Annotated in this window: 1 protein-coding gene; it reads left to right on the top strand. The window is 49.0% G+C overall.

Annotated elements, in window-relative coordinates; genetic code table 11:
- The first annotated feature begins 117 nt into the window (after positions 1-117).
- Entirely contained in the window at positions 118-23,961 is a 23,844-nt protein-coding gene (locus MED92_RS08525; protein WP_040661691.1) for an LEPR-XLL domain-containing protein, read from the top strand.
- Positions 23,962-24,026 lie beyond the last annotated feature (65 nt).

The raw sequence follows: 24,026 nt of genomic DNA, 5'->3' as shown, positions 1-24,026 counted from the left end.
CTGGGCTACCCTTTTGATTTTAAAGAATTAATTTAAACCGGAGCGGTGTGGCAGCATCAATCCGGTTTTTCGGCATTTAAAGAATGGTCTTCGGCAGGACCGATTGAGGGTAGAAACATGGCGATTAAATGGAATGATCTAGGGAAGAGTCGGCTTTGGAATGCTGTGAACCGGGCCAATATTGGCGTGCCGACTGAGGGGGCTCAGAGGCCGAGTAGTGCCCGCAATGCTCTCCGTAATGATCGTTTCAGGCTAGAGTCCCTTGAACCTCGCCTGCTTCTCTCTGCCGACCCTGTTTTCGCCGCAGCTGCCAATGCGGATTTGACTGTACGACTACTTCAGGAAGATGACGTTACCCTCGTCCAGATCCTGGATAATACTGCCGATTCTGAAGACTCTGCCGTGCTTCAGGAATACACGCTGATCGATGATACAGGTTCTACGGTTCTAAACAGTTTAACCATCAATGGTGTGGATGGTTCCGATGAATCTTTAACTCTTGAAAACAGTATTCTGGATGATACTACCGGATTGCTGATCAACTTTGATGGTGGTACCGGTGGTAGTGACGGCGATACCGTTACTGGTACGAGTGCAGATACTGCATGGAACCTGACAGGCTCCGGCAGTGGTAATGCAGGTAGTTTATCTTTTAGCGGTGTCGATAACATTGCCGGCGGTGAGGGCAGTGACACTGTTGTTAACGCTGCGGGTACTTCCTCATGGTCTTTAACTGATACTTATTCTGGGTCGGTCCAGGGCGTTAGCTTCACCGGAGTCGAGAACCTAAGCGGTACAGCTGGCGATACGCTGGATTACTCTGCGTATGGCATTGGGGTTACCGTTGATCTCTCTGCTGGCGTTGCTACTGGTTTTGCTTCCGTAACCGGTTTCGATCACGTAACAGGTTCAGCACACGACGATATCATAGCGGGCAACAGCAACAGTAATACGCTCGCTGGTGGAGGCGGTACGGATACGTTGGTTGTAACACGTGATGCCGACATCACCCTTTCAGATTCGGAGGTTCGCTTTGGATCTGAAGCGGTAGGTTCAGGTGAAGATACGATTTCTGGTTTTGAAGCTGCCGAGCTGACAGGTGGTGATTCTGGAAATGTCATTAATGCTTCTTTGTTCACTGGAACGGGTGGCGTGACCATCGATGGTGGTGCCGGTGATGATACGCTTACCGGCACAGCCAATGCGGATAGCATTAAAGGTGGGTTGGGTAGTGATACGATTGATGGTCTTGGTGGCTCGGATACGGTGGTTGTCAGCCGAGACGTCAATATCGAACTGACAGATACGAAGATTATTATCGATTCTGTTGATGAAGACACGCTAAGTAATATCGAAACCGCCAGCCTTACTGGTGGTGATTCTGCGAATACTATTACTGCGGCAACCTTCAGCAAAGGTGGTGTCACCATCGATGGTGGATCTGGAGCCGACAACATTACCGGTTCAGCTCAAGCTGATCTTATTACGGGTGGGCTGGGTGCCGATATCATCGATGGCCTCGGTGGTACAGATACACTGGTTGAAAGCAGCAACGGCCATTTTGCATTAGTCGGGGCCGCAGCCAGTTCCGCACTGACTTCCAGTAAAAATGAAACGGCACTTGTTACGCTCACAGGTGTAACTGGGGGTACCTTTACCCTGACCTTTGATGGGCAAACAACCGCTGCGCTTGCGCATAATGCATCAGTTGCAGAAATTAAAGCGGCTCTGCGTAACCTATCGAATATTGGTGAACGTGACATCGCGGTCTCTTTAGGGGATATGGATGTATCCACTGATCCTGTGGATGGTACAACCCAATGGACTATTACTTTTACCGGTGATCTTGCTAATAGTGATGTGGCGGATCTCACTCTGGATGACACCAGTCTGGTGGGTGGAACCGCATCATTGGCAATTTCTCAGTATTTTGCTGAAGACGATACCATCACTAATGTTGAGCAAGCAGAACTGACTACGGGGCAAGGTGCCAATATTATGGACGCTTCCGGATTCTCTGGTTCTGTTACATTAGACGCGGGTTCGGGCGACGATATTCTGCGTGGTGGTTCGGCAGCGGATATTCTTAAAGGCGGTTCTGGTAGCGATATTCTTTCCGGCGGTGCTGGTGAAGATAATATTGATGGCGGAACAGGCAATGATATTTTGTCGGAATCCGGTGATCGTAACTTTTATCTTACCTCTGCATCGCTTCTGAATGCGTCAAATGCTGCAACCAGTACTGAAGACGATACATTATCTGGTATCGAAGGTGCAGAGCTGACCGGTGGTGCGGGTGCCAATACGATTGATGCGTCAGGTTTTAGTAATGTTGATGCGACGACTCAGCTCTACTACCTAAACAATGGTTTCGGTGTAGGAACCGGCGTAGGAAACGATCTGTTGATCAAGCTGGGTACTACATCCATTGAAATTGATCTGAGTACTGCTAATACCATTCAGGATGTACTGGATCAAATTACCGCTGCTGATGCTTCTCTAACCGCTGTGCTGGATGGTATCGCGATCAAAGTTACCAGCAGCGGTGATGCGATTACTGAAATCAGCTCACTGAATGACACATCAACGGCTAAAGATCTGGGGCTGACTTTCTCAGGTAGTAGTGCGTCGGTGACAGGTGAAACACTGGGCACCGGTTCGGTTATCCTTTCAGGTGGAGCGGGTGCCGATACCATTACAGGCTCGGGTGGCGCAGATCAGATTTCCGGTGGTCTAGGTGCCGATGTGATCGATGGTAATGGTGGTCAGGACCATCTCATTGAGACGTTCGACCTGAATATGACTTTGAGCGATGCAGCACCTGCTGGTGCTCATGATGCGGAACTGGTTATCGGCGCTGATGCAGCGGATGAATTAACCAGTATTGAACAAATTACCCTAACGGGGGGCGCAAGCGATAATACGCTGGATGCCTCCGGTTATACGCTTTCCAGCGTAACGCTGGCTACTGGTGGTGGTAAAGATACCCTGAAGGGGGGCGATAAAGATGACATCTTTATCATCGATCCAACCGGATTAATTGCGGGCACGGATAAAGTCACTATCGATGTCGGTGGCGGCAGCGCAAACGAAGTGAAGGTTCTGGACTCGGATGGGTTGGTTACTCAGGCAGACTTTGGTTGGGTAACCTTCAGCGGTGCTAATGCAGGTACGCAAACGCTTTCTTCGAACAGTAAATTGACCGTTAGCGAAGATATTTCGCTGGACGGCACCAGCATTAAACTGCTGGCAGATACCATAGAGATCAAAGGTTACACCATCGATACCACCTCTAATGTGGCGGGTGGGGTGTCCGGGGATATTATTCTCGAAGGTATTAACATCACCATCGATGAAGGCGCACAGCTGATCGCTAAAAACAATACCTCTTCATCCGGTAATATTTCTATTTTAGCGTTGGATGACCGCCAGGACTGGACCTCTGGTTTTGCCAATATCGATTTTATTGAAGCGACCGTAACCATTGGTGAAAACCTTTCCGGTACAGGCGAGAAAACGATCCTTAAAGGTGCCGATGTCACCATCTATGCGCGTGCTGATGCACAGCACTACCTCAAAGACACCGATCAGTGGGATTTCTCTCTATCTGACTATGTTGCCTTTGGTGCAGAATCCCTTATCGGCGCAACAGAAAACTTTGCAGCCTTTGTCGCGGTTTCTTATGCGAAAGGTAATGCCAAAGTTAAGATCGGTAAAGAAACTGAAGTAGAAGCGGAAGACTTTGTTGCCGATGCGACTTCCGTTGTTAATGTTAGTGCGTCTCCGATTGGCTGGGCCTTTGCAGGTGCTGCAGGTGTTATTGATAACACGGCAAAAGTTGAAGTCGAAGGTAAGATAACCACGACTGATGATCTGATCATTCGCTCTACGGCAGACAGCACGACAGATGTGCTGGCTGACCCGACGGCTGCAGGCACCATCGCGGTGGCTGTGGGTATCAGTGTCCTGGATTCCGAATCGACAGCGCATGTTAAAGATACCGCGATCCTGAGTGTTGGCGGTGATCTGACGGTTGATGCTAACTCTGTTGAGCGAAACCGTACTATGGCCAGGGCGATCTCTGGCAACGATGGTGCATTGGGTGTAGCACTGGCATTCAGTTATGAAACCAGCGATACCAATGCCTATCTTGATGGTACGGTTAGCCAGTCTGATACCGTCTCTGTCACCGCTGAGATGGAAAAAGCCGCTATTGAATCTACCAATATGGTGGTTGTTCCTACCATCGTAAATGGTGTGCAGGCGGTGTCCGCGAATGGCTCTGAGTCCAAAGGTAACCTGCTGGAAGATACCGAAGCGACGGCGAAAGAGAAAATGACCGCTGGGGTTGATAAGCTCACAGGTGGTTTGATCACGAAGGTATCGAATGCGGTTGCTGGCGTATTTACTTCAGATCCTCCGGCCGATCCTTGGAAGTTTGATGCTAGCTTTAGTACAGCGGTGGTCATCGATAGAAACCGTGCAGATGCTCGTATTGGCGATGGTACTAACGGTGATGTGACCTCTACAGGCGATATTACGGTTCAGGCGAAAGTTGAGTCTCGCCCGGATGTAACGGCTACTTCAAGCGCGGCTGATGAAAATGCCAGCGATCCATCTAAGGGGCCACAGGCTAACAAGGGCGGCTCGGTTGCGATTGCTGTTGGCGTTTTTGAAAACGATGCAGATGCTTTTATCAATTCCAATGCAAAAGTCGATACAGCAGGTACGCTGACAGTCGATTCGCAGGCGCTTAACAAAATTGACCCGCTGGGATTGTGGGGCGCAAACCTTATTGCTCCGCTTATCGATAGCAACAGTATCGAGGCGGATTACAACACCACCGAAGATTATGCTCAGCCGATTAAATTAAAAGGCGTTGTTGAAGTTAAACAGGGCCACACCGCGGGTGGTAATGTTGGTTCTTTCTACGAATACACCGGCGATTTTGTCGAGAACTATGATCTCTCTACCACGGACTTCAGTTCCGGGAATTGGAAAGAGATCAACCCGGTTGCGGACAAGGCAACAAACTTCCTGGGTCAGCTGACAACCTATCTGGATGATAACCTGGGTCTGGATAATAACCTGATCGATTCCTGGACGGTTGCAACGGCAGAAGGACAGAAACTGTCTATTGCCGGTGCCGGAACCGCCATGTTTATCGAGCAGGATTCCGATGCACGTATTAAATCCGGTGCGGAAATCAACCAGCGCTTGAAGAGTTCTGGTACGCCTGGTGATGTAGTTGTCACTGCTGCCAGTGTGAATCATTTGGCGGCGCTGGGCGGTAACTTCAAAACCCCTGGCATCGCTTCCGGGAATACCACGGGCTCAGGTGCTGATAAGCAACGTACCTGGAAACCTTCTTGGGAAAGTGGTGGTGCAGGTTCCTCATCTGCTGATGGTGGTAGTGCAGCTGGTCTGACCGTTCTTTATCATGGGTTTACCGGTAATTCGACGGCAAAAATTGAAGATGGTGTTCTGCTGGATGCGGATGCTTTAAAAGTTAGCGCTGATAACCAGACCGTTGGTGTAACGCTGGGTGCATCTGGCGGACAGTCCGATAATATTGCCTTTAATGGGGCTGTTATCTTCAGCTCTATTGTTAATGAAACAGTGGCTCAGGTATCTGAAGGTGCCACGATCAATGTGGGCAGTGGTGACATTGGCGGCAGTGGTCCGTCCATGCAGGTTAAAGCCAATGATGATGCTTACCTGATTACCGTGGCCGGTGGTATCGCAAGCTCTGAACATGTAGGCGTCGGTGCGGCAGTATCAGGTAACTTTATTGATCGTCAAACGGAAGCGCTGATCGGCGCGCGCTCAGGTGAGGCAGTAGCCGCTTCACTAGGCTCCGTGACTGTGGGTGGTGACCTGTCGTTGGAAGCGACTCACGGTGGTTTTGTAGGCTCGCTGGCAATCTCTGGTGCTAAAACATCGAGTAGTAATACGCCGGAGAATGCCGGTTCTGGTATGAACCAGAACACTTCCGATGGTTCCAGCAGTAGTACTGATGATCCAGGTAAGCTGCCAAACAATCAGAAGAATTACGATAACGTGATCGCTGAGCTTAAGGCTCGCTTTGGTGAGTCCAGCGGCAGTGGCTCTTCGGGTAGCGGGTCAACTGCCAGTGAGAATGCGGGCAAGTCTGGATACGGTATCTCTGGCTCGGTGACCATCAACTATGTAAACGATGATGTCTGGGCTTATATCGATTCCAGTGGTGATGTGACGGCTTCTTCCGGCACGATCACGATTAAGTCTGAAGATACAACAGCGATAGGCTCTTTGGCGGGTTCTGCTGCTATCTCTTCGGCAAGCGCGGGTAAATCTGCTACAGGTATCGCAGGCGCGATCGGTATTAATCTGGTCGGCGGTAAGAGTGCGGCGTATATCGATAACGCTGGTGTCATTACGACTTCCCGTCTGGATATGGATGCAAGCCGCACAGGCTGGGTTGTATCTATCAATGTAGGTGTTGCCGGTGCGACGGGACAGCAGGGAACTGCCGTAGGTGGCTCGGTTGCTGTGACACGGATAACTTATTCCACAGAAACAAGCATAACCAATACTCCAACTGTGGTGGTCAATGGTTTGCTATCTATGCATGCGGATGATTCCAGTAACCTGATTTTGGTTGCGGGTGCTGGTGGCTTTGGTGGTAAATCCGGTGCGGGTGTTTCTGTCGCATTCTCCGAAATTGAGAACTCAGTTACCTCTAAGATTGATAACGTGGGTAGTTTGAAATACACCGGTGGCTTGGATGTGAATGCCAAAGCTGATGGTTTACTGGTGGCGGTTACTGGCACGGTAGGGGTATCTACAAGCAGTACAGGTGGTTTAAGTCTGGCCGGCACCTTGTCGATCAATATGGTTGATACGGATGTTGATGCGGCAGTATTGAATACCACTACTACATCTGACTCGGCTGGAAATGTAACCATTTCGGCCCTGGATGACTCTTCTATCTTCTCTTTCGCAGGTGGTTTCGCTGCAGGTGGCAAAGCAGGTCTCGGTGCTGCGCTTGCCCTGAACTTTATGACCAACACGGTTAAAGCGCGTGTTGAAGGATCTACCCTGCGCACAGATGGCAATGTGACTGTAAAAGCGTTGGAAAGTAGCTCGCTTATTGGCATTTCTCTGGGTGGCGCGGGTACAAATAAGCTGGCTATTGGTGCAGCGGTATCGGCGAATCAGACCGCGAATACGGTAAGTGCAACGGTTTCCAACAGCACAATTGAAGGCCGGGGCAATAACACCTCTACATCTGTCATTGCTCAGGATTCCTCAACCAGTGTAGGGATTGCAGGTGCCGGAGCTGGTGCAGGTAAAGTGGCCCTGGGTGCTAGCATCGGGGTGAATTTGATCGGCAATACGATCACTTCTGAGGTAGATAATTCGCTGATCCGAATGACTGGATCAGGTTCAAATATTAATGTCACTGCCACGGCTGAAGAAACCCTGGTAAGTGTCGCTATTGGTGGTGCGGGTGCCGGGAAGTTTGCGTTAGGTGGTTCCGTATCAGTCAATGAGATAACCAACACCGTTGAAGCTAAAGTTACCAATAGTAAAGATAGCTCTGCAACATCCACACCAAATAAAGGCCTTCATGCGACCGGTGACATCTCAGTCGCAGCGTCTGATAGCACAACAATGGTTGTTGTTTCTGGTGCCGGTGCAGGTGCAGGTACCGCGGCTATTGGAGCGGCCGTATCAACGACCGATGTCGGTAATACCATCAAAGCTTATGTCGATGGCTCAACGGTTAATTCCTCAGCCGGCAATGTTTCTGTCACTGCCGGTTTTGCACCGCCAACTACTGCCGCTGATCTGGCCAGTCTGGGTGTAGATACCGCAGATCTGCCGTCTGAAACCGATACTAGCGCGCAGATTATCAATGTCACGGTGGCGGGTGCGGGAGCAAATACCTTTGCTGCAGGTGCCGCTATATCGTTGAACTGGTTGCATAACAATGTTCAGGCTTATATCAGCGGTGGTGCTGATGTAGATGCGACGGGTGATATTAAAGTTAATGCCCGTGATGATGCGGAAATGACGACAGTGGCCGTTGGAGCAGCGGGTGCAGGTACTACAGCAATCGGCGCTGCATTAGCTTATAACTACATCGGTGGCACTCCTTCTGATCCAAGTCGTACCATCGATAGCAGCCGTTTGTCTGATGATGCCGGTGAGGTCCTGGCGTATATCGATAACTCGCAAGTCGATTCTTCTGCTGCGGGTGTCGAAGTGGCTGCTCATGCTGATGCCAGCATTATTAATGTCACTATCGGTGCAGCGGGTGCAGGAACAGTTGCTGTAGCGGGTTCTGTTTCCATCAACTTTATGCGCAATATTGTTGATGCTTCCATTAAAGGTGGTGCCGATGTCACAGCCTCGACAGATGTAGACGTTAGCGCGACAGTGACTCCGATTATGATCATTGTTGCTGGTGGCGGGTCTGGAGCAGGTACGGCAGCGGGTTCTATCGCTTCCGCGACTAATGATATGCGCAGTAGTATTAGTGCCAGCATTGAAGGCTCAGGTACGACAGCTACCGCGCAAACAGGTAGCGTAAATGTTGCAGCGGAAGTTCTGAATACAAATCAGTTGCCAACCATCGGTGATGGCAGTTCCGCAACTCAAGCGGATACTTATGCAGCGAATGCTGCAGACCCTACTGAAAACCCTGATCCGATTCTTGATGCACAGATCTGGAGTTTTGCGGTTAGCGGCGCTGGAGCCGGAACAGCAGCTGGAGCTGGTGCGTTAAGCCTGAACTGGATTCGCAATGAGGTAGAAGCGTTTATCGCTGATAATGCGACGGTTACAGCGAACTCGGGCGGTGTCAGCTTGCGTGCCTCCGATCAGGCAACTCTGAATTCACTAGCCGCTGGTATGAGTGGTGCAGGTACTGCCGCTGTGGGTGCCGCGGTTGCATATAACTACATTGGTGGCGATCCGGATGACCCCGCATCAACCCGTAAGAACTTCGCAAAAGTTTACATCGATAATGCGACGGTAAATACCGGAACTTTGGCGATGAATGCAATCGCCAATGCCAACATCAACTCTTTGAGTGTGGGCCTCTCAGGTGCAGGTACGTTTGCAGGATCGGGTGCACTGTCCCTGAACTGGATCAAGAAAAATGTCGAGGCGACAATTACTAATGGCGCTCAGGTAACGACGACAGGCAGCGTAACGGTTCGTGCAACTGATACCTCAACTATTCGTTCTGCTGCGGTAGTGATAGCCGGTTCCGGTACTGCTGCTGTTGGAGGTGCTGTTGCCTATAACGAAATTGCTAACAACATTTCTGCTGGCGTATCCGGTTCTGGTACGACGGTTTCTATTACGTCCGGTAATAGCAATGACATAGTGATTGAATCACTGTCTGACTCAACAGTGAAAACATTGGTTGCCAGCGTTGCAGGTTCCGGAGCCGCAAGTGTGGCTGGATCTGCCGGTGCTAATCTATTAGAAAACCAGGTCAATGCTTTCATTGATACTGCCACTGTGACTACGGATGGTAGCATCTCCGTTTATGCCGAATCGAAAGATACATCAGAAGGCATTGTTGGCTCCATCGGTGCATCCGGTACTGCGGGTATTGGTGGTGCGGTTACCGTTAATCAGTTAGATAACGGCACTTATGCTTATATTGATAATGCGACGGTTGTTGCTAAAGGTCTTGGCAATGGGGTTGAGGTTAAACCTACCGCGAATGCAGGCTCAACAGACACCGTTAATGGCGTATCTGTTCGTTCCAATGTCGCGACTAACCTTGAGTCATACGCAGGTGCCGGCGGCGTTTCAGGCACGGTTGGTCTGGCCGCTAACGTGCTGGTCAACAGGGTAGCGAATACATCTGAAGCACGGGTTAAGAATTCAACGATCAATAATTCTACCGATCGAGGCAAGCACCTTAAGGTCAATGCGCATCAGCAAACCGATTTTGTGAGCGGTGGTGGTGCAGCGGGCGTAGGCCTTGCTGGTGGTGGCGCGGCTGCTACTGTTGATACTAACTTTATTACCAATACGACACGTGCCTATGTCGATGGTAGCAATAACAGCAAAGATATTTATGCGGCTGATGGCATTAGTGTCAACGCGACCTCTGATGAAAATCTGAGCACAGTGGCTGTCAGTGTTGGTGGTGGTTTATATGTAGGTGCATCGGGTACAGCTTCAGCCTTTAAGTCTTCCTCTTTAACTGAGGCCTATGTTAGTGACGCCGACCTGATCTCTGACGGTGCTATTACCATCAGCGCAGACTCTGATGTTGATATGAGCTTTGTTGATACTTCGATTGCGTTGGGTGCCGCTGGCGCGGGTGCATCGGTTTCAGTAGCACTGTTTGATGGCACGACTAAAGCTTATACAACGCAATCTTCAACGCTCACGACAACAGGCAGTGTTTCAGTATTAGCAACATCTAAAGAAACCTCTGATGCCTTTATCGGAGCGGGTGCTGGCGGCTTAGGATCTCTTGCTGCTTCCGTAGGTGTTCTAAGTAGTACCTCTCATACCTCGGCCGCTCTTGGAGCGTCAACAACGGTCAATGCATCTGCAGTAACGGTGGATGCTGAAAATACGATCAATGTGAATAAAGAGGCTGCCAGTCTGGTCGGTTCCGCCTCAGTTGGTGGTGGCGGAGCGGGTGCGTCCGTGGATGTTATTACGATCAATAACACCGTTGATGCCCATATTGGGGATAACTCTGTTATCACCACCGCGGGTGCTGTTCGGGTGGATGCTAAATCTACTCGTAATGTTGAATCTAACGTAGTTGGCTTTGCCGGCGGAGCCGGTTTAGCAATCAGTGGCGCGGTCTCTTATATTTCTATTGGCTCTGCTCCAGATTCAGAAAACAATGGCGAGCTGGATTCATCTCAGGACAATATTACTGATGCCTTTGGAAACGGAACTGTTTCTGGTTTGAGTGGCGACAGTAATGATTCATCAGCTCAACGTGCTCAGGCTAAAGCGGATAGCACAACATACTCGACAGATATTAAAACCAGCGTCAGCAATGGTTATAGCACCCAGGCTTACATTGGAGACAATGTAACTATTCAGGGCGATGCGGCATCTGTCACCGTGAAGGCGGATGAAACAGTAAACCTTGATGTCTTGGCTGGTGGTTTAGCGGCCAGTGGCGGTGTCAGTGTGGGTGGTACTGTCTCTATCGCAACGATGGATGCGGATACCAAAGCCTATATTGGTAATGGCGGCACGATCTCTACGACAGGTGATGTAACTGTTGATGCCGATTACACCAGTAATGTAACGACTAAGGTGTATGGCGGTTCTGCCGGCGTCGTCGGTTTAGGTGCCCAGGTAGCCATTGTTAAGGACAGCAGTAATCAGAGTGCCTACGTTGAAAATGGTACCTCTGATAGTAACGGCGCTAAGTTCGTTAAAGCTGATGACATCATCATCGATGCTAAAGCTGATCGAAATATTGATATCGATATTGTAGGCGTTTCCGTGGGCACGGCGGCTGCCGGTGCTGCAGTGGGTGATGTCAGTGTTTCCGGTAGCACCACGGCTCTGATGGGTAACTATGCTCAGGTCGGCCAGTCTACAGGTAACGTTGACAGCCTGACGGTCAATGCTGCGTCTGAGTTGGACGTTGATCTGGATGTCACAGCAGTTGCTGCTGGCTTAGGCGCTGGCTCAGGTAATGATGCAAATATATCGTTCACACCAATTGTTCGTGCGGCTATAGGCGCAGGAGCCGATGTTACTGTTGCCGAGGGTGTAACAGTGAATGCGGTTGTAACACCAGAGATCGAAACCGATATGCTGGGTGTATCGGCGGGTGGCTTGACCGTAGGTGTCTCGCTGACCGATGTTGATGTGACACCTATCGTGAGTGCTTCTTTGGGTTCTGCGGATGCCTCTTCAGGTAATGTCAGCATCACCGCAAATACCTTAAATGTTACTGCCTCTACGGCTGTTAAATCTGGCGGCGATGGCATTAAAGCGGAATCTACAGGCTCTTCTGGTTCCCTTGTCGGTGTCAATGCGACACTGAGTGAATTGACCACATCCAGCAATGTACAGAGTGTGATTGGTAATAACTCCACTTTGAATGTTGCGGGTGTTACCACAATTACCGCTACAACCAATACCCGTCAGAATGCGGAATCTAACAGCAATACCGGTGGTATTGTTGCAGCGGGTGCAAGTGTTGCTAAAGCTAACTCAAATACGACGACCAATGCTTATGTTGGCAGCGGTGTTACGGTTAATGCGGGCAGCCTGAATCTTGCTTCCACGGCGACGGATGATAACTTCGCATATTCAAATGCAGGTAGTGGTGGTGTCCTGGCTGGGGCGGGTGCGCAGACTCAAACCAATAACTTCAGCACGACCACTGCAACGATTGGTAATAATGCTTCTATCACTCTGGGTGCCACTTCAGGTACTGGTGAGCTGGATATTAAGGCTGAGCATATTGCCAAATTTAACTCTGAAATTGATGCCGTGGCAGGTGGTGTATTGTCCGGTGCGGGTGCCGAGACTGACCACTATGTAACCGCTGATGTATCAACGACAGTCGGTAATAACGCGACGATCGTTGCAAAAGATATCGATGCTGATGCGCTGAACCGTGTACGTAAAGATTGGCTGTCCTCGGGAGCAAACATCAACGGTACGACGGGTGGTGTTGCCAGCGGTGCCGGTGCCGACAGTGATACAACGCTGGATATGAATACCCAGGTTAATATCAATGACGGTGCTCAATTAACCGTTACCAATACCGATATTACTCAGGGCATTGATCTACATGCTCTGAACGATGTCATTGCCAAAGAGAAAGTTGTTCTCAAATCAGGTGGTGCGCTGGCAGGGGCCGGTGCGGGCAATAGTATTACAGAAACTGAGTTCCTTGCAGATGTAACAATAGGAACAGGTGCTGCATTGAATAGTACGGGTGAAGTCAATATTTCTGCCCGTGGTAAAGGTGAAGTTGAAGCGACCATCAGTGTTGATACCTATGGTGCGGCTACGGTAGCAGCGGCCAATGCCCGAGCTACACTGTCTCCAGAGAATTACGTCACAATTGGTACCAATGCGGATATCAATGCGGATGGTGATGTGAACCTTTCTGTAGGTACGGACACTGAATTTAACCGCGATGATTATAAAGTCCATGCTGTAGCCGATAGTTTTGCCGGTAGCGTTATTCCAATTGATGACATCAATGCTACCGCTACTTTGTTCCAGAACAACATTATCACTGTTAACAGTGGTGCTGATGTTAAGTCAGCCCGTCAGATGAACCTGCATGCTGAACGTTTCGGCTTTGCTGATATGTTTGCAAAAGCAAAAGCGGTTAACTGGGCATCTGAATTGGGTGGCACTGAAGCCTTTGATGGTGATGTGGATAGTGGCGCGACAGGTAATGTAATCGTTAACGGTAATCTGGAAACAGGTACTAAACGAAATCAATCAATAGAATTCAATGCGCTGGGCAACGACGGTACTGTTTCTGACTACACGGCGACTGATGGTGTCACCTTCTCTGACGGTTCTGGCCTGATCAGTTCATCGTTGTTTACTGCGCTTGATGAAGCAGAGAGACAGTTAGAAGTCTTTAATGACGGTGATCCAAATAACGACACTGATCTGGAAGCTTTCTATAAAGGCGAAATCAACCGTATTGAGCAGGAACTTTTAGCTAAAGGCTTATTGGAAGAAGTTGAGATTAACGGGGTTCCACAGGGGATTTACGTTCGTAACGAAGTCACTGTTCCAATTATTACCGTACACGATATCCATGCTGAAGCCGGTCGTATCGATGTTCGTGCAGACTCGCTGAGCACGAACGGCACGATTACCGCGCCAGGTGATGCATCGGTAAATATCATTAACCATACGACTGCGTCACTTAACATTAATGATATTACGATTCCGCAGGAAAATGGCGGCCTATACCTGAATGGTGAACTTCAGGGTGCTGAAGCGAATGTTGATGATCCATCCATCGTGATTGTTAATGATGCCGATATCGCCTTGTTGAAACTTCAAGGTGGCAACAACGCAAACCTGACGTGGCCATCTATTTCCATTTACGGTGATATTACGAACCGCTCAGGTAGTCTGACTATAAAGAGTCTGGCGGGTACACCATTACCAGGTACAGCTGAAGCTGATGAAACTCTGGGTGAAGGTGATATCAATGTGTACGCGGATCTGGATGTTAAAGATCTGATCCAGAAAACCAAAGGCTCGCTGGTTGTTGATCTGCCACCTGGATCTACCTATTCCGTGGGTGGTTCTGAATATGCTAAATGGAATGCGGAGATTGGTAATAATGGTCTGCAAGAAGGGACCGATACCAATGCTAACAACGAGATTTATCGCTCGATTAACACTCCGAATATATACGCAGACCGTATCTCCATCGATGCTGAGTTCATCAATGTAAACGGTAAAATTCAGAGTGGCCGGGAAGTATATGAGCTGGTCATCAGTGCCGCGGTTGAAGATGAAATTAACGGCATTAAACAATCTGGCAGAGGTGGTTATGTCAAACTGAGTGCATCTACTGAAGATTTCTCGGTTTATTACGATGTTGCCAATGATCGCATTCTGGTGGGTGAGCTACGTGTTAGCGGTGGTTATGTCAGCCTCACAGGCCACATTCTGAACACTAATCAAAACTCAAATATCGAAGTATTAGGCGGATACGGTGAGATTAAAGTCACCAATAACACCAGCCTGGATATTGCGTTGCAAGGTCTGGATGCCTCCACTCGAGGCGCTGGTATCTTAATTATCAACGATAAGGCGAAAGGTACTTCAGCAGATCCATTTACTACGATCTATGAGAAAACAGCTGCAGGCGTGAGGATTATTTCTGAATCCGGTACCACAACTGGCAGTAATAATATGACCTATCAGCCTGACACTGGCGGTTGGCGCTACGCATGGTCCGTTGGTCAGGAAAGCTTTGAACGTATCTACCGAACTATTGGTACTTCATCCTGGTTGGGTATTGATGCATTCGCAAAAGACCCAGATACCGTAACCTTCGTGGGTACGCCTGAGAAAGTGGGTACACCAGTGCTGCAGGGCCAGGGCGCGTACTTCTATAAGGACAGTACGAATATCAGTGATCCTTATATTTACGACTCAGATAAGATCACGCTGACCTCAGAAACCAGCCTGGTGAAAAAATGGACCACCAGTACCTGGTACGGTAAGAAAACTTACTACAGTAAGTTTGTTAAAGAGGACAAAGTTCAGGATATCTCGACCCATTCCATCAAGGCTGATTACGGCATCTCGATCAACTTCACCGGTAAAGAGACGGGTAAGGTTCAGGTGTTCTCGCAGTATGGCGGTGATGTTGAGATCTTGGGCAATATTAGTAACGAGACTGGTCTGACACAGATCGTGACCAATGGCTCAATTACTACGTCGCAGAACAGCACCGTAGGCGGACAGACGCTTACTCTGAGCGCAGCTAGTATCGGTGGCGGAGCAATACTCAATGACGATGGTACGGTAAGTACTGAGCTTAATGAGTTAACGGCGCTACGTACAAATCTGACCAATAATGCCACTTCAAGCTTAAGCGCATACACATCGGGTGGCCGAATTAACATTGCCGAGTTGGATGGTTCACTGAACATCAATGAGATTATCTCAGCGTCGGCTTACGATAAATTAAACGATACCGGTGGTCAGGTATTCCTGAGCTCTAAAGGCGGTATCGCTTCTGTCGGGTCGGGCTTAATTCAGGCAGGTATTATTAATATCGCTACAGAAGGTGCTGTGGGTAGCTCAGCCGCCGCTGTGAACCTGGATTCCGGTCGTGAGGTTAAAGATTACGTCACCGTTTCCGCGAATGGTGATATTAACCTGACAGAAAAAGACAATGGATTGCGTCTGCGTGAAGCCACCAGTACTGCGGGTGATGTGACTATTACGATCACCGCCGGGTCTCTGGTCGATGCTAATGATAGTGCCGTTCGTGATGAACGTACTTATGCTGAGTTGAGCACTGGGCTTTGGGAAGATCTGGGCCTGATCAAAGGCTCAGCCGCTGCCAATGCCAAGATTCAGGAAACGCTAGATGCATTTGCGAATAGCCGGGAACAGGAATATCAGGCTTACTGGGATATCCGCAATAACCAGTTTGCAGGTGCCTATGATGCTTCACAACAGGCCACGCTGAGTACCGAAGAAACAACGTTCTATACAGAATATTATACTGAACTAGGCACATCTAATGGTTTGTCCGGTGCGGCACTGACCAGCTATGTTGATGATGCCCTGCAAACATTAGCAAACAAACGTACAGCGGAATATCACACACTCCATACTAGCTATGGGGCGGATCCATATGATGCTGGTTTCACATACACGCTCACAACCGCTGAGGAAACTGCTTTAACTGACAGTATTCGACTGTGGGAAGAAGATGAGTTACTGAACCTTATCAGTGCCGGTTTGCTTAAACCTGTAACTGATACGCAGGCAACGATTGAAGACGAAAACATCACCGCTGCGGGCACTGTAACCGTGAATGTCTTGTCGGGTAGTGTTGGTGAAGCAACGGGTACGACTTTCATTGATGCGGATGGTGATTACACCGATGATGAGCGGGTTGCTTTGGCTGCGGCTGAGCGTCCTGATGTCTTCTTCATGAGCGGTGAGAAGAGCGAAAACGTCGTTGTCACCTTTGTCGATGGTGGGGCGTCAGCTGATACCATGACACGCGCTTCCGGCTCCTGGGTTACCGATGGTTTTGTTGCCGGTATGCAAATTCGTGTTGATGGCAACTCTGCAAATGCAAGTGAAGAAGGCTCCTTCTTTGAAATTGCATCCGTTACAGATACCGTTATCACCTTAGTCTCAACAGATACGCTATCTTCAGAAGTGGGAATGACAGTCACTGTTTCTGCAATTCTGAATAATCCGACCGCAACGACCTTTATTCGTACCGATGCAGGTGCTTGGGCGGATGATGGCCTGATTAAAGGCAGTTATGTACTAGAAAATGGCACTTATTATCTGATCAGCCGTATCAGTGGCAAAGTGATTGATGCTGAGGAAGTTGATGCTTCCAGCCTAGGAAGCGCAACCACCACAGATATTACGGCCACCGGAAAAACCACGGCGGCGGTTCAGACGATCGGTATTGACCAACGTGAAGATATTGATATCGATGCACTGGAAGAAATTAGCTTCAGTGCGACGGGCAATATCTATATCGGTTCTGAAAAAGATATTCGCGTTAAGTCTGTAGCCGCTGGCGATGCGGTTCGCATTAAGAGTGCGAAATCGCTAATCAATGAAGCGGATGCCGGAGTTGCGGCCGTAACTGGTGGCAACCTCGTACTTGAAGCGGCTGATGGCACGATTGGTAGTAGTACAGACAAATTCTTGATCGACCTTCAGGCTGATGCACTGCTGACGGCTCGAGCAAGTGGCGATATCTATGTCGTTGAGAAGGACGGCAATATCAATGTCGCGACAATCTACTCTCAGAGCGGCCTGGTTTACCTTGATGCACAAGCAGGTTCAATTGTTGATGGCCTGAATCACGAATATGAAAATATCCGTGCCGCTAACATCACGTTGTTTGCTCTAGCAGGTGGTATAGGTGAGACGGGTGATTATCTGGATATTGACCTAACCAGCGGCAATATCAATGCTAATACCCGAGATAGTATTCGCTTATCAGAAACCCTGCAGGATATGAATGTTGACCATATCGAATCAACGGCAGGCGATGTTGATCTGCGTGCGCATATGTCGATTGTGGATGCAGTAGATGATCTGGCGTCTGAGGTGGCGGATGTTATTGGTGGCAGTATTATCCTTACTTCACAATTCAACACGGTAGGTGAAGTGGGCAACGATCTGCAGATCGATACGGGATCTCAGACCGGAGATAATCTGACTATCAGCAGTTTTGCTAACAGTTATGTTATCGAAATGGTGGGTGACCTTTACCTGAACGAAGTTGCTGCAGGCGCAGCGGCGACTGCCTTTATAGCAGCGCCTGTTGGCAGAATCCTGAATGATAATCAGACGGGCGATAACGTAGTCTCCGGTAAAGCTTACCTGTTTGCCGCGCAGGATATTGGTGAGAGTGATAATGCCCTTGCGACACGGGTAGGTAATATCGAAGGTCAGTCTACAACCGGTAGTACCTGGATTGTTAATACGGGGGCGATGGCTGTAGGTGGCGTTGTTGATGGCTCAGACCCGGGGATGCAGGCGGGTGGTAGCGTTAACCTAACAACCAACAGCCCGTTAACGGTTGCTGAGAATATTACCGCGAACGGCAATATTATCCTCACATCGAATGATAACTCTGCTGGGGATGATCTTACTGTCAACGCTAATATCACTGTGACTTCTCAGACGGGTTCTATCACAGTGAATGCGGGTGATGATTTCATTCATAATGATGGAGCGAAGCTGGATGCAGCGACAACGATTGTGATTAACGGCGATGCATCGAGTTCAGATGCTGAGGGCAGCACAATCCAGGTTGATGGCGATCTTGTGGCGGGTACGTCAATCACCGTGCGTGGTAATGCTGATGACGACACGATCAATGTTACAGGGAATGTCACAGCGCCTACCATTCTGATCGATGGTGAAGCAGGTGAAGACGTTATTCTTCTGGATCTTGATGATGACTCTTTATTGACCGGCGATACGCGTATTGAAGGTGGTGCTGATAATGATCAGATCACGATCAATGAGCTTCACAGCCGTAGTGATAAATTAGTTCTGGATGGCGAAGCCGGTACGGATCGTTACACGATTAACCGGACGGCGAATGATGCAGACTACATTATCGATGTAGAAGATACCGGCGCTCGTGACAGTGGTGCTGATACGCTAACGATTAATGGTACAGCGGATGCTGACGCATTCTTACTACGCGCTAACTTTGTGGCAGCATTGCATGGCGATATGGATGCGGGCTTCAGCAACAATGTCGAACGAATTAATTACAATGAAAACATCAATGCGCGCCTGACCATTAATGGTCATGCCGGTAATGATGGCTTCTACAGTGATGACAATAGCAGTATTACTACACTGGATGGTGGGGCAGGTGATGATACCTTCCAGATTGGCCAGCTGTATGGTGCCGATCGTCAGGCGCCTTTTGTTGCAGTCGGCGATGAGATCGAAACCACTGAGACAACACTCGGCTTCCTGAGTAATGGTAATAGTCTGCCTATGATCGTGTACGGTGGTGATGGTGAAGATCAGATCACGGTATACAGCAATAAGGCCTTGACCAAACTTTACGGTGAAAATGACGATGACTCTTTTGTAGTTCGAGCGTTCCTGAAGAAAGGAACAACCGAAACAGCAGGTGGTGGTGAAACTGAACTGTTTGGTGGTGACGGTGCCGATAATATCCAGTACAGCATTAACGCACCATTGAAAATTGATGGTGGTGCGGGCAATGATACGCTTGTCGTGCTGGGTACCGAAGCCGACGATAACTTCATGATCACTGAAGATGGTATCTTTGGCGCAGGTCTGAATATCGGTTTTGAGGGCATCGAGTTTGCTGAAGTTGATGGTCTGGAAGGCGATGACAACTTCTACATACTCAGCACAAGCGAAGATGTGGTCACAACGATTATCGGCGGTTTGGGTAGTGATACCTTTAGCGTAGCGGGTGATGTGACCGAAGACATTGTCTCTTATTCGGTTGAAGGCCGCAGTGGCTTCATTAATCACAGTGTCTGGAGTGATGATCCTCGTTTCAATGGTATCTTCGTTGACGGGGTGTCTCTCAATGTGGCAGATGATGAAACTGGCAAGATCCAGGTTGATTCTGTAGATGGTAGTTTGGTCGTTGATGAAAACGGTCTGCTTTCCGATTTCTACGAAGTATCCTTGGCTGCAGCGAAACCAACCGCGGCGACTATCGCTTATGTGACAGTATCTGCAGCGCGTGCATCCAGCAGTGATAAAGAGCTGCCAACGGTGGGTGGCGGAGATCCTGCGGATAGCATTCTGGTTTCTACGGATAATATAAACTTCTATGAATCTCTGGTTCTGAATTTCGATTCTGAAGCGGCTGGTGGTTCGGTTGATGACTGGTTACGTAAACAGAAAATCTACGTTAAAGCGGTTGATGATGGCGCGATTGAAGGCGAACGCACCGTTGTTATTAACCACAGTGTACTAAGTGATAACCCAGACTTTAATGAACTGGATATCAATAACGTAGAAGTGACTGTGTATGACAATGATCAGGCGGATCTGATCATTACTCCATCGGATGTAGATACCCGTGTGGTAGAAGGTGCTGCCAGCGGTGACTCGTTCACTGTAGCCCTGACTCAGCAGCCTGCAGATGGAGAAACAGTAACTGTAGTACTCGCAGAGAAGAATGCTGCCGGCGAGATCGGTTTCAACAAAACTGTACTTACCTTTGATAAAGACAACTGGAACAGTGCTCAGACAGTGACAGTTACAGCTGTTGATGATGCTGATGTTGAGAACCTGTTCCGCACGGCCGTAACATTTACCACGTCAAGTGACCAGGGTGGTTCAGGGTTTAATACTGTGACTACCGAAGAGCTAGACGTGAACGTGGTCGATAACGATACCGGTACGGTCATCGTTACGCCGACAAACGGTTCAACGATTGTCAGTAATGGCGAAACAGATAATTACAGCCTGGTGTTGAGCACTGAACCTACCGATCCTGTCACCGTCAATGTTCTGACTGATGGTCAGACTTTAGTTAGCAGTACAGATCCTCGTTTCAATGCGGCGGATGGCACGGTGACCTTCACTGCGGCTGATTGGGATTCCCCTGTAGAAGTCGTTGTTGCTGTTAATCCGGCTTACATCCCTGATGCGTCGAATCAGCCGGTACAGAATCCTCCATTGCAACCGCATACGCTTGATCAGATTCGCGGTAAGTTGGTGATCGAGGGATCGGTTCCTCCAGGTAAAGAGCGTGCGCTGGCTAAAGCGGTGATGCTGCCAACTGAAACTGATGAAGAGCTTCCAACCGTTGACATTACTACGGATGAAGCCGCGCAAACCGATACTCTGTATCTGTTTAATGATGGCAGTCGCTCTGCGGATACCGGCTTCCTGACAGATTCCACGATTACCGGGCTTGGCATGGGTACTGACGGCGTCCACTACAATGATGTGGAAGTTGTTGAAGTACTCAATGGTCAGGGTAATGACAACTTTACTGTTCAGAGTACAGCTGAGGGTGTTATCACGGTGATCCACGGTGGTGGCGGTAGCGATACCATCACGGTTACTGGTGGGGGCGGAGCAAGCTCTCCTCTGATTCTGTTAGGTGATTCTGTTCAGGATGGTTCTACCTATACATCGACATCCGATGTTAAGACAGATAAAGCCCGTGAGTTTGATACGCCAAACAACTACAACGATACGATCAATGCTTCTGGCGCTTCGGGATCAGTTGTGATCTATGGTGGTCAGGGTAACGATACCCTGACAGGTAGTAACTACGGTGATCATATTGCTGGTGGTTCCGGTAATGATGAGATTTACGGCCTGGGTGGTGATGACCATATCTATGGTGATGCCGGCTTTAATCTGGATCTGACAAAACGCTTGAGTTTGTCTACTCAGGTTCTCAGTGTCGTGAACACTGCTGATGCGGTCAATGATAACCCTGAGACTTCGGATGCCCTGACCGTTGGTGTAGATACTATCGATGGTGGTTCAGGCAATGACATCATCTTTGGTGACAAAGGTGTAATAGATCAGGTCACGGATACCAATCGTATCCTAACGACTGGTGCGGTAGTCAGCGTCACGACAACCAATCGTGATGAAGTGGCTAATGACATCCTCAAAGGTGGAGCTGATGATGACATCATTATGGGTGGCCATGGTCAGGATGATATCGAAGGTGGTAGTGGTGCAGATATTCTCATTGGTGATCATGCGGTTGTTGACTATAACGACGGTGATACCGACATCACGACTCTGGATTCGATTACCACTGTAGAGCTGGTGAATGGAGATAACGATACCATTAAAGGTAATGAGGGCGACGACCTCATTATGGGCGGTATTGGCGCCGATAACTTGTTCGGTGGCAATGGCGATGCCGGAGCTGCAATCGTTGTCAGTGACGATGACATTATCTTTGGTGATCACGCTACGGCATTGCTGGCAAATAACCGCTTTGTTCGCTTGCTGACTAAAGAGCAAACCGAAGGTCAGGCAGATCTGATCAAGGGTAATGAAGGGTCTGATCGTATCTTTGGTGGTGCCGGTGCCGATGACATCTTTGGTGATGCTGGCGGTGACTGGATCATGGGTGATTTCGGTGAAATGAAACTCTATAGCAACGGTAATGTGGAAACCTTCTTCAGTGTTGATGAAGCAGGAGACGCGACCGCAGCGGATATCATTGATGGTGGTGAGGGTCATAACCGTGTAATTGCCGGCCTAGGCGAAGACAATATCACTACAGGTTCTGGTGATGATCACATTATTGGTGACAACGGTGTGCTGAACTACGGCACTGATGAGGTTATAACTGAAGCCTACACGGTCGAGCACGAGCTAGGTGACGACGATACGATCGAATCCGGCTCCGGTGATGACATTGTGCTGGGTGGTAAAGGGAATGACACAATTAGCGTTAGCGCCGGTAATGATAGTGTTATTGGTGATAACGGTCGTATTACCTTCAACTTGGGTATTCGTGACACCTTAGAGAGCACTGATACAACCAACGATACTGGTGGTGATGACAATATTTCACTGGGCTCCGGTGATGATCAAGCAATCGCAGGTGTAGGTAACGACACGGTTACAAATGAATCTGGCGAAACCATTATCATTGGTGATGATGGCTTCATTCAGAATGATGAATCTGGGCGTTATCTAAATGCTTACACCGATGACTTTACATTGGGCGGTGACGACAATCTGACTGGTGGCGATGATCGCGATATCATCTTCGGTGGGTTCGGCAAAGATGAACTGGATGGTGGTGCTGGTGATGACCTGATGACCGGTGACTCCGGTATGGTTACGCGTAATCCATCTACGATTGTTCTGGAATCGAAGGACCTGGAAGAGATCAATGATCTGGATGGTGATGACGATATCCTGAGAGGCGGTGAAGGCCTCGACCGCATGATTGGTGGTGCGGGTGGTGATCTGTTCTACGGTAGTTTCTCTGAAGATGTCATGGTGGGTGAGTATGCTCGCTACACATTTGCAGCTGATGCCGAAACATCGGGTGAGCAAGCAACATTCGTTATTACACTGGCTCAAGGTGGTTTGGACCTGATTCGTTCCTCGCAGATCGGCCTTTACAAGAGTATTGCGCAACAGATCTTTGATCAGTCTGCACTGGGTGAGGTTGCCCGTAGTCGTACGGCTGTTTCCACTGAACTTACCGATGATGCTTTGGCCGCTCTGGGGCGTCTGGTCGATCTCCAGAACCTCAGTGGAACTGCAGCACCGGGTGTTGATGTTGTCATTCAGTTTGATCCGACAGCTGCTGGTGATGAAACTGAAGAGGCTGAGCAGGTCGAAGGAGCTGTGCCAGCGGAAGGAGAAACCAACGCTGAGCAGCAAGAGTGTATACCTGTTGAGGGTGAGGTCGTTGAAGGCGCTGAGGGTGAAGAACAGCCTCAGGAGTGTGTCGCACCGGAGGCAAATACTGAGAATGATGCTGATGCTGAGTCAGCAGATACTCAGGAGGCTAGTCCAGCTGAAGGTGAATCTTCGGATAAAACTGAAGATAAAGATGAGTCTGCAAACATTGCCGATAACCTGGAAGCCGCTTTGGCTGGTTTCAGTGGTTGGGCAGTGATGAAAGCGAATAAAACAGGCAAGCAAAAAGCCAATTCTAAAGTGTCTGATGAATCACTAAACCAGATTAAAGCTAGAAATAGAAAATCTGCTTATATGAGCTGGGAAGATATTCAGAAGTAATTAGGATAGACTTTTACTTAGGGGCCGCTGCGGCTATCTGCATGCGGCCCTTTTCGTTTTCATGT

The organism is Neptuniibacter caesariensis, from assembly GCF_000153345.1.
GTDB lineage: Bacteria > Pseudomonadota > Gammaproteobacteria > Pseudomonadales > Balneatricaceae > Neptuniibacter > Neptuniibacter caesariensis.
This window is presented reverse-complemented; position numbering and strand designations above follow the sequence as displayed.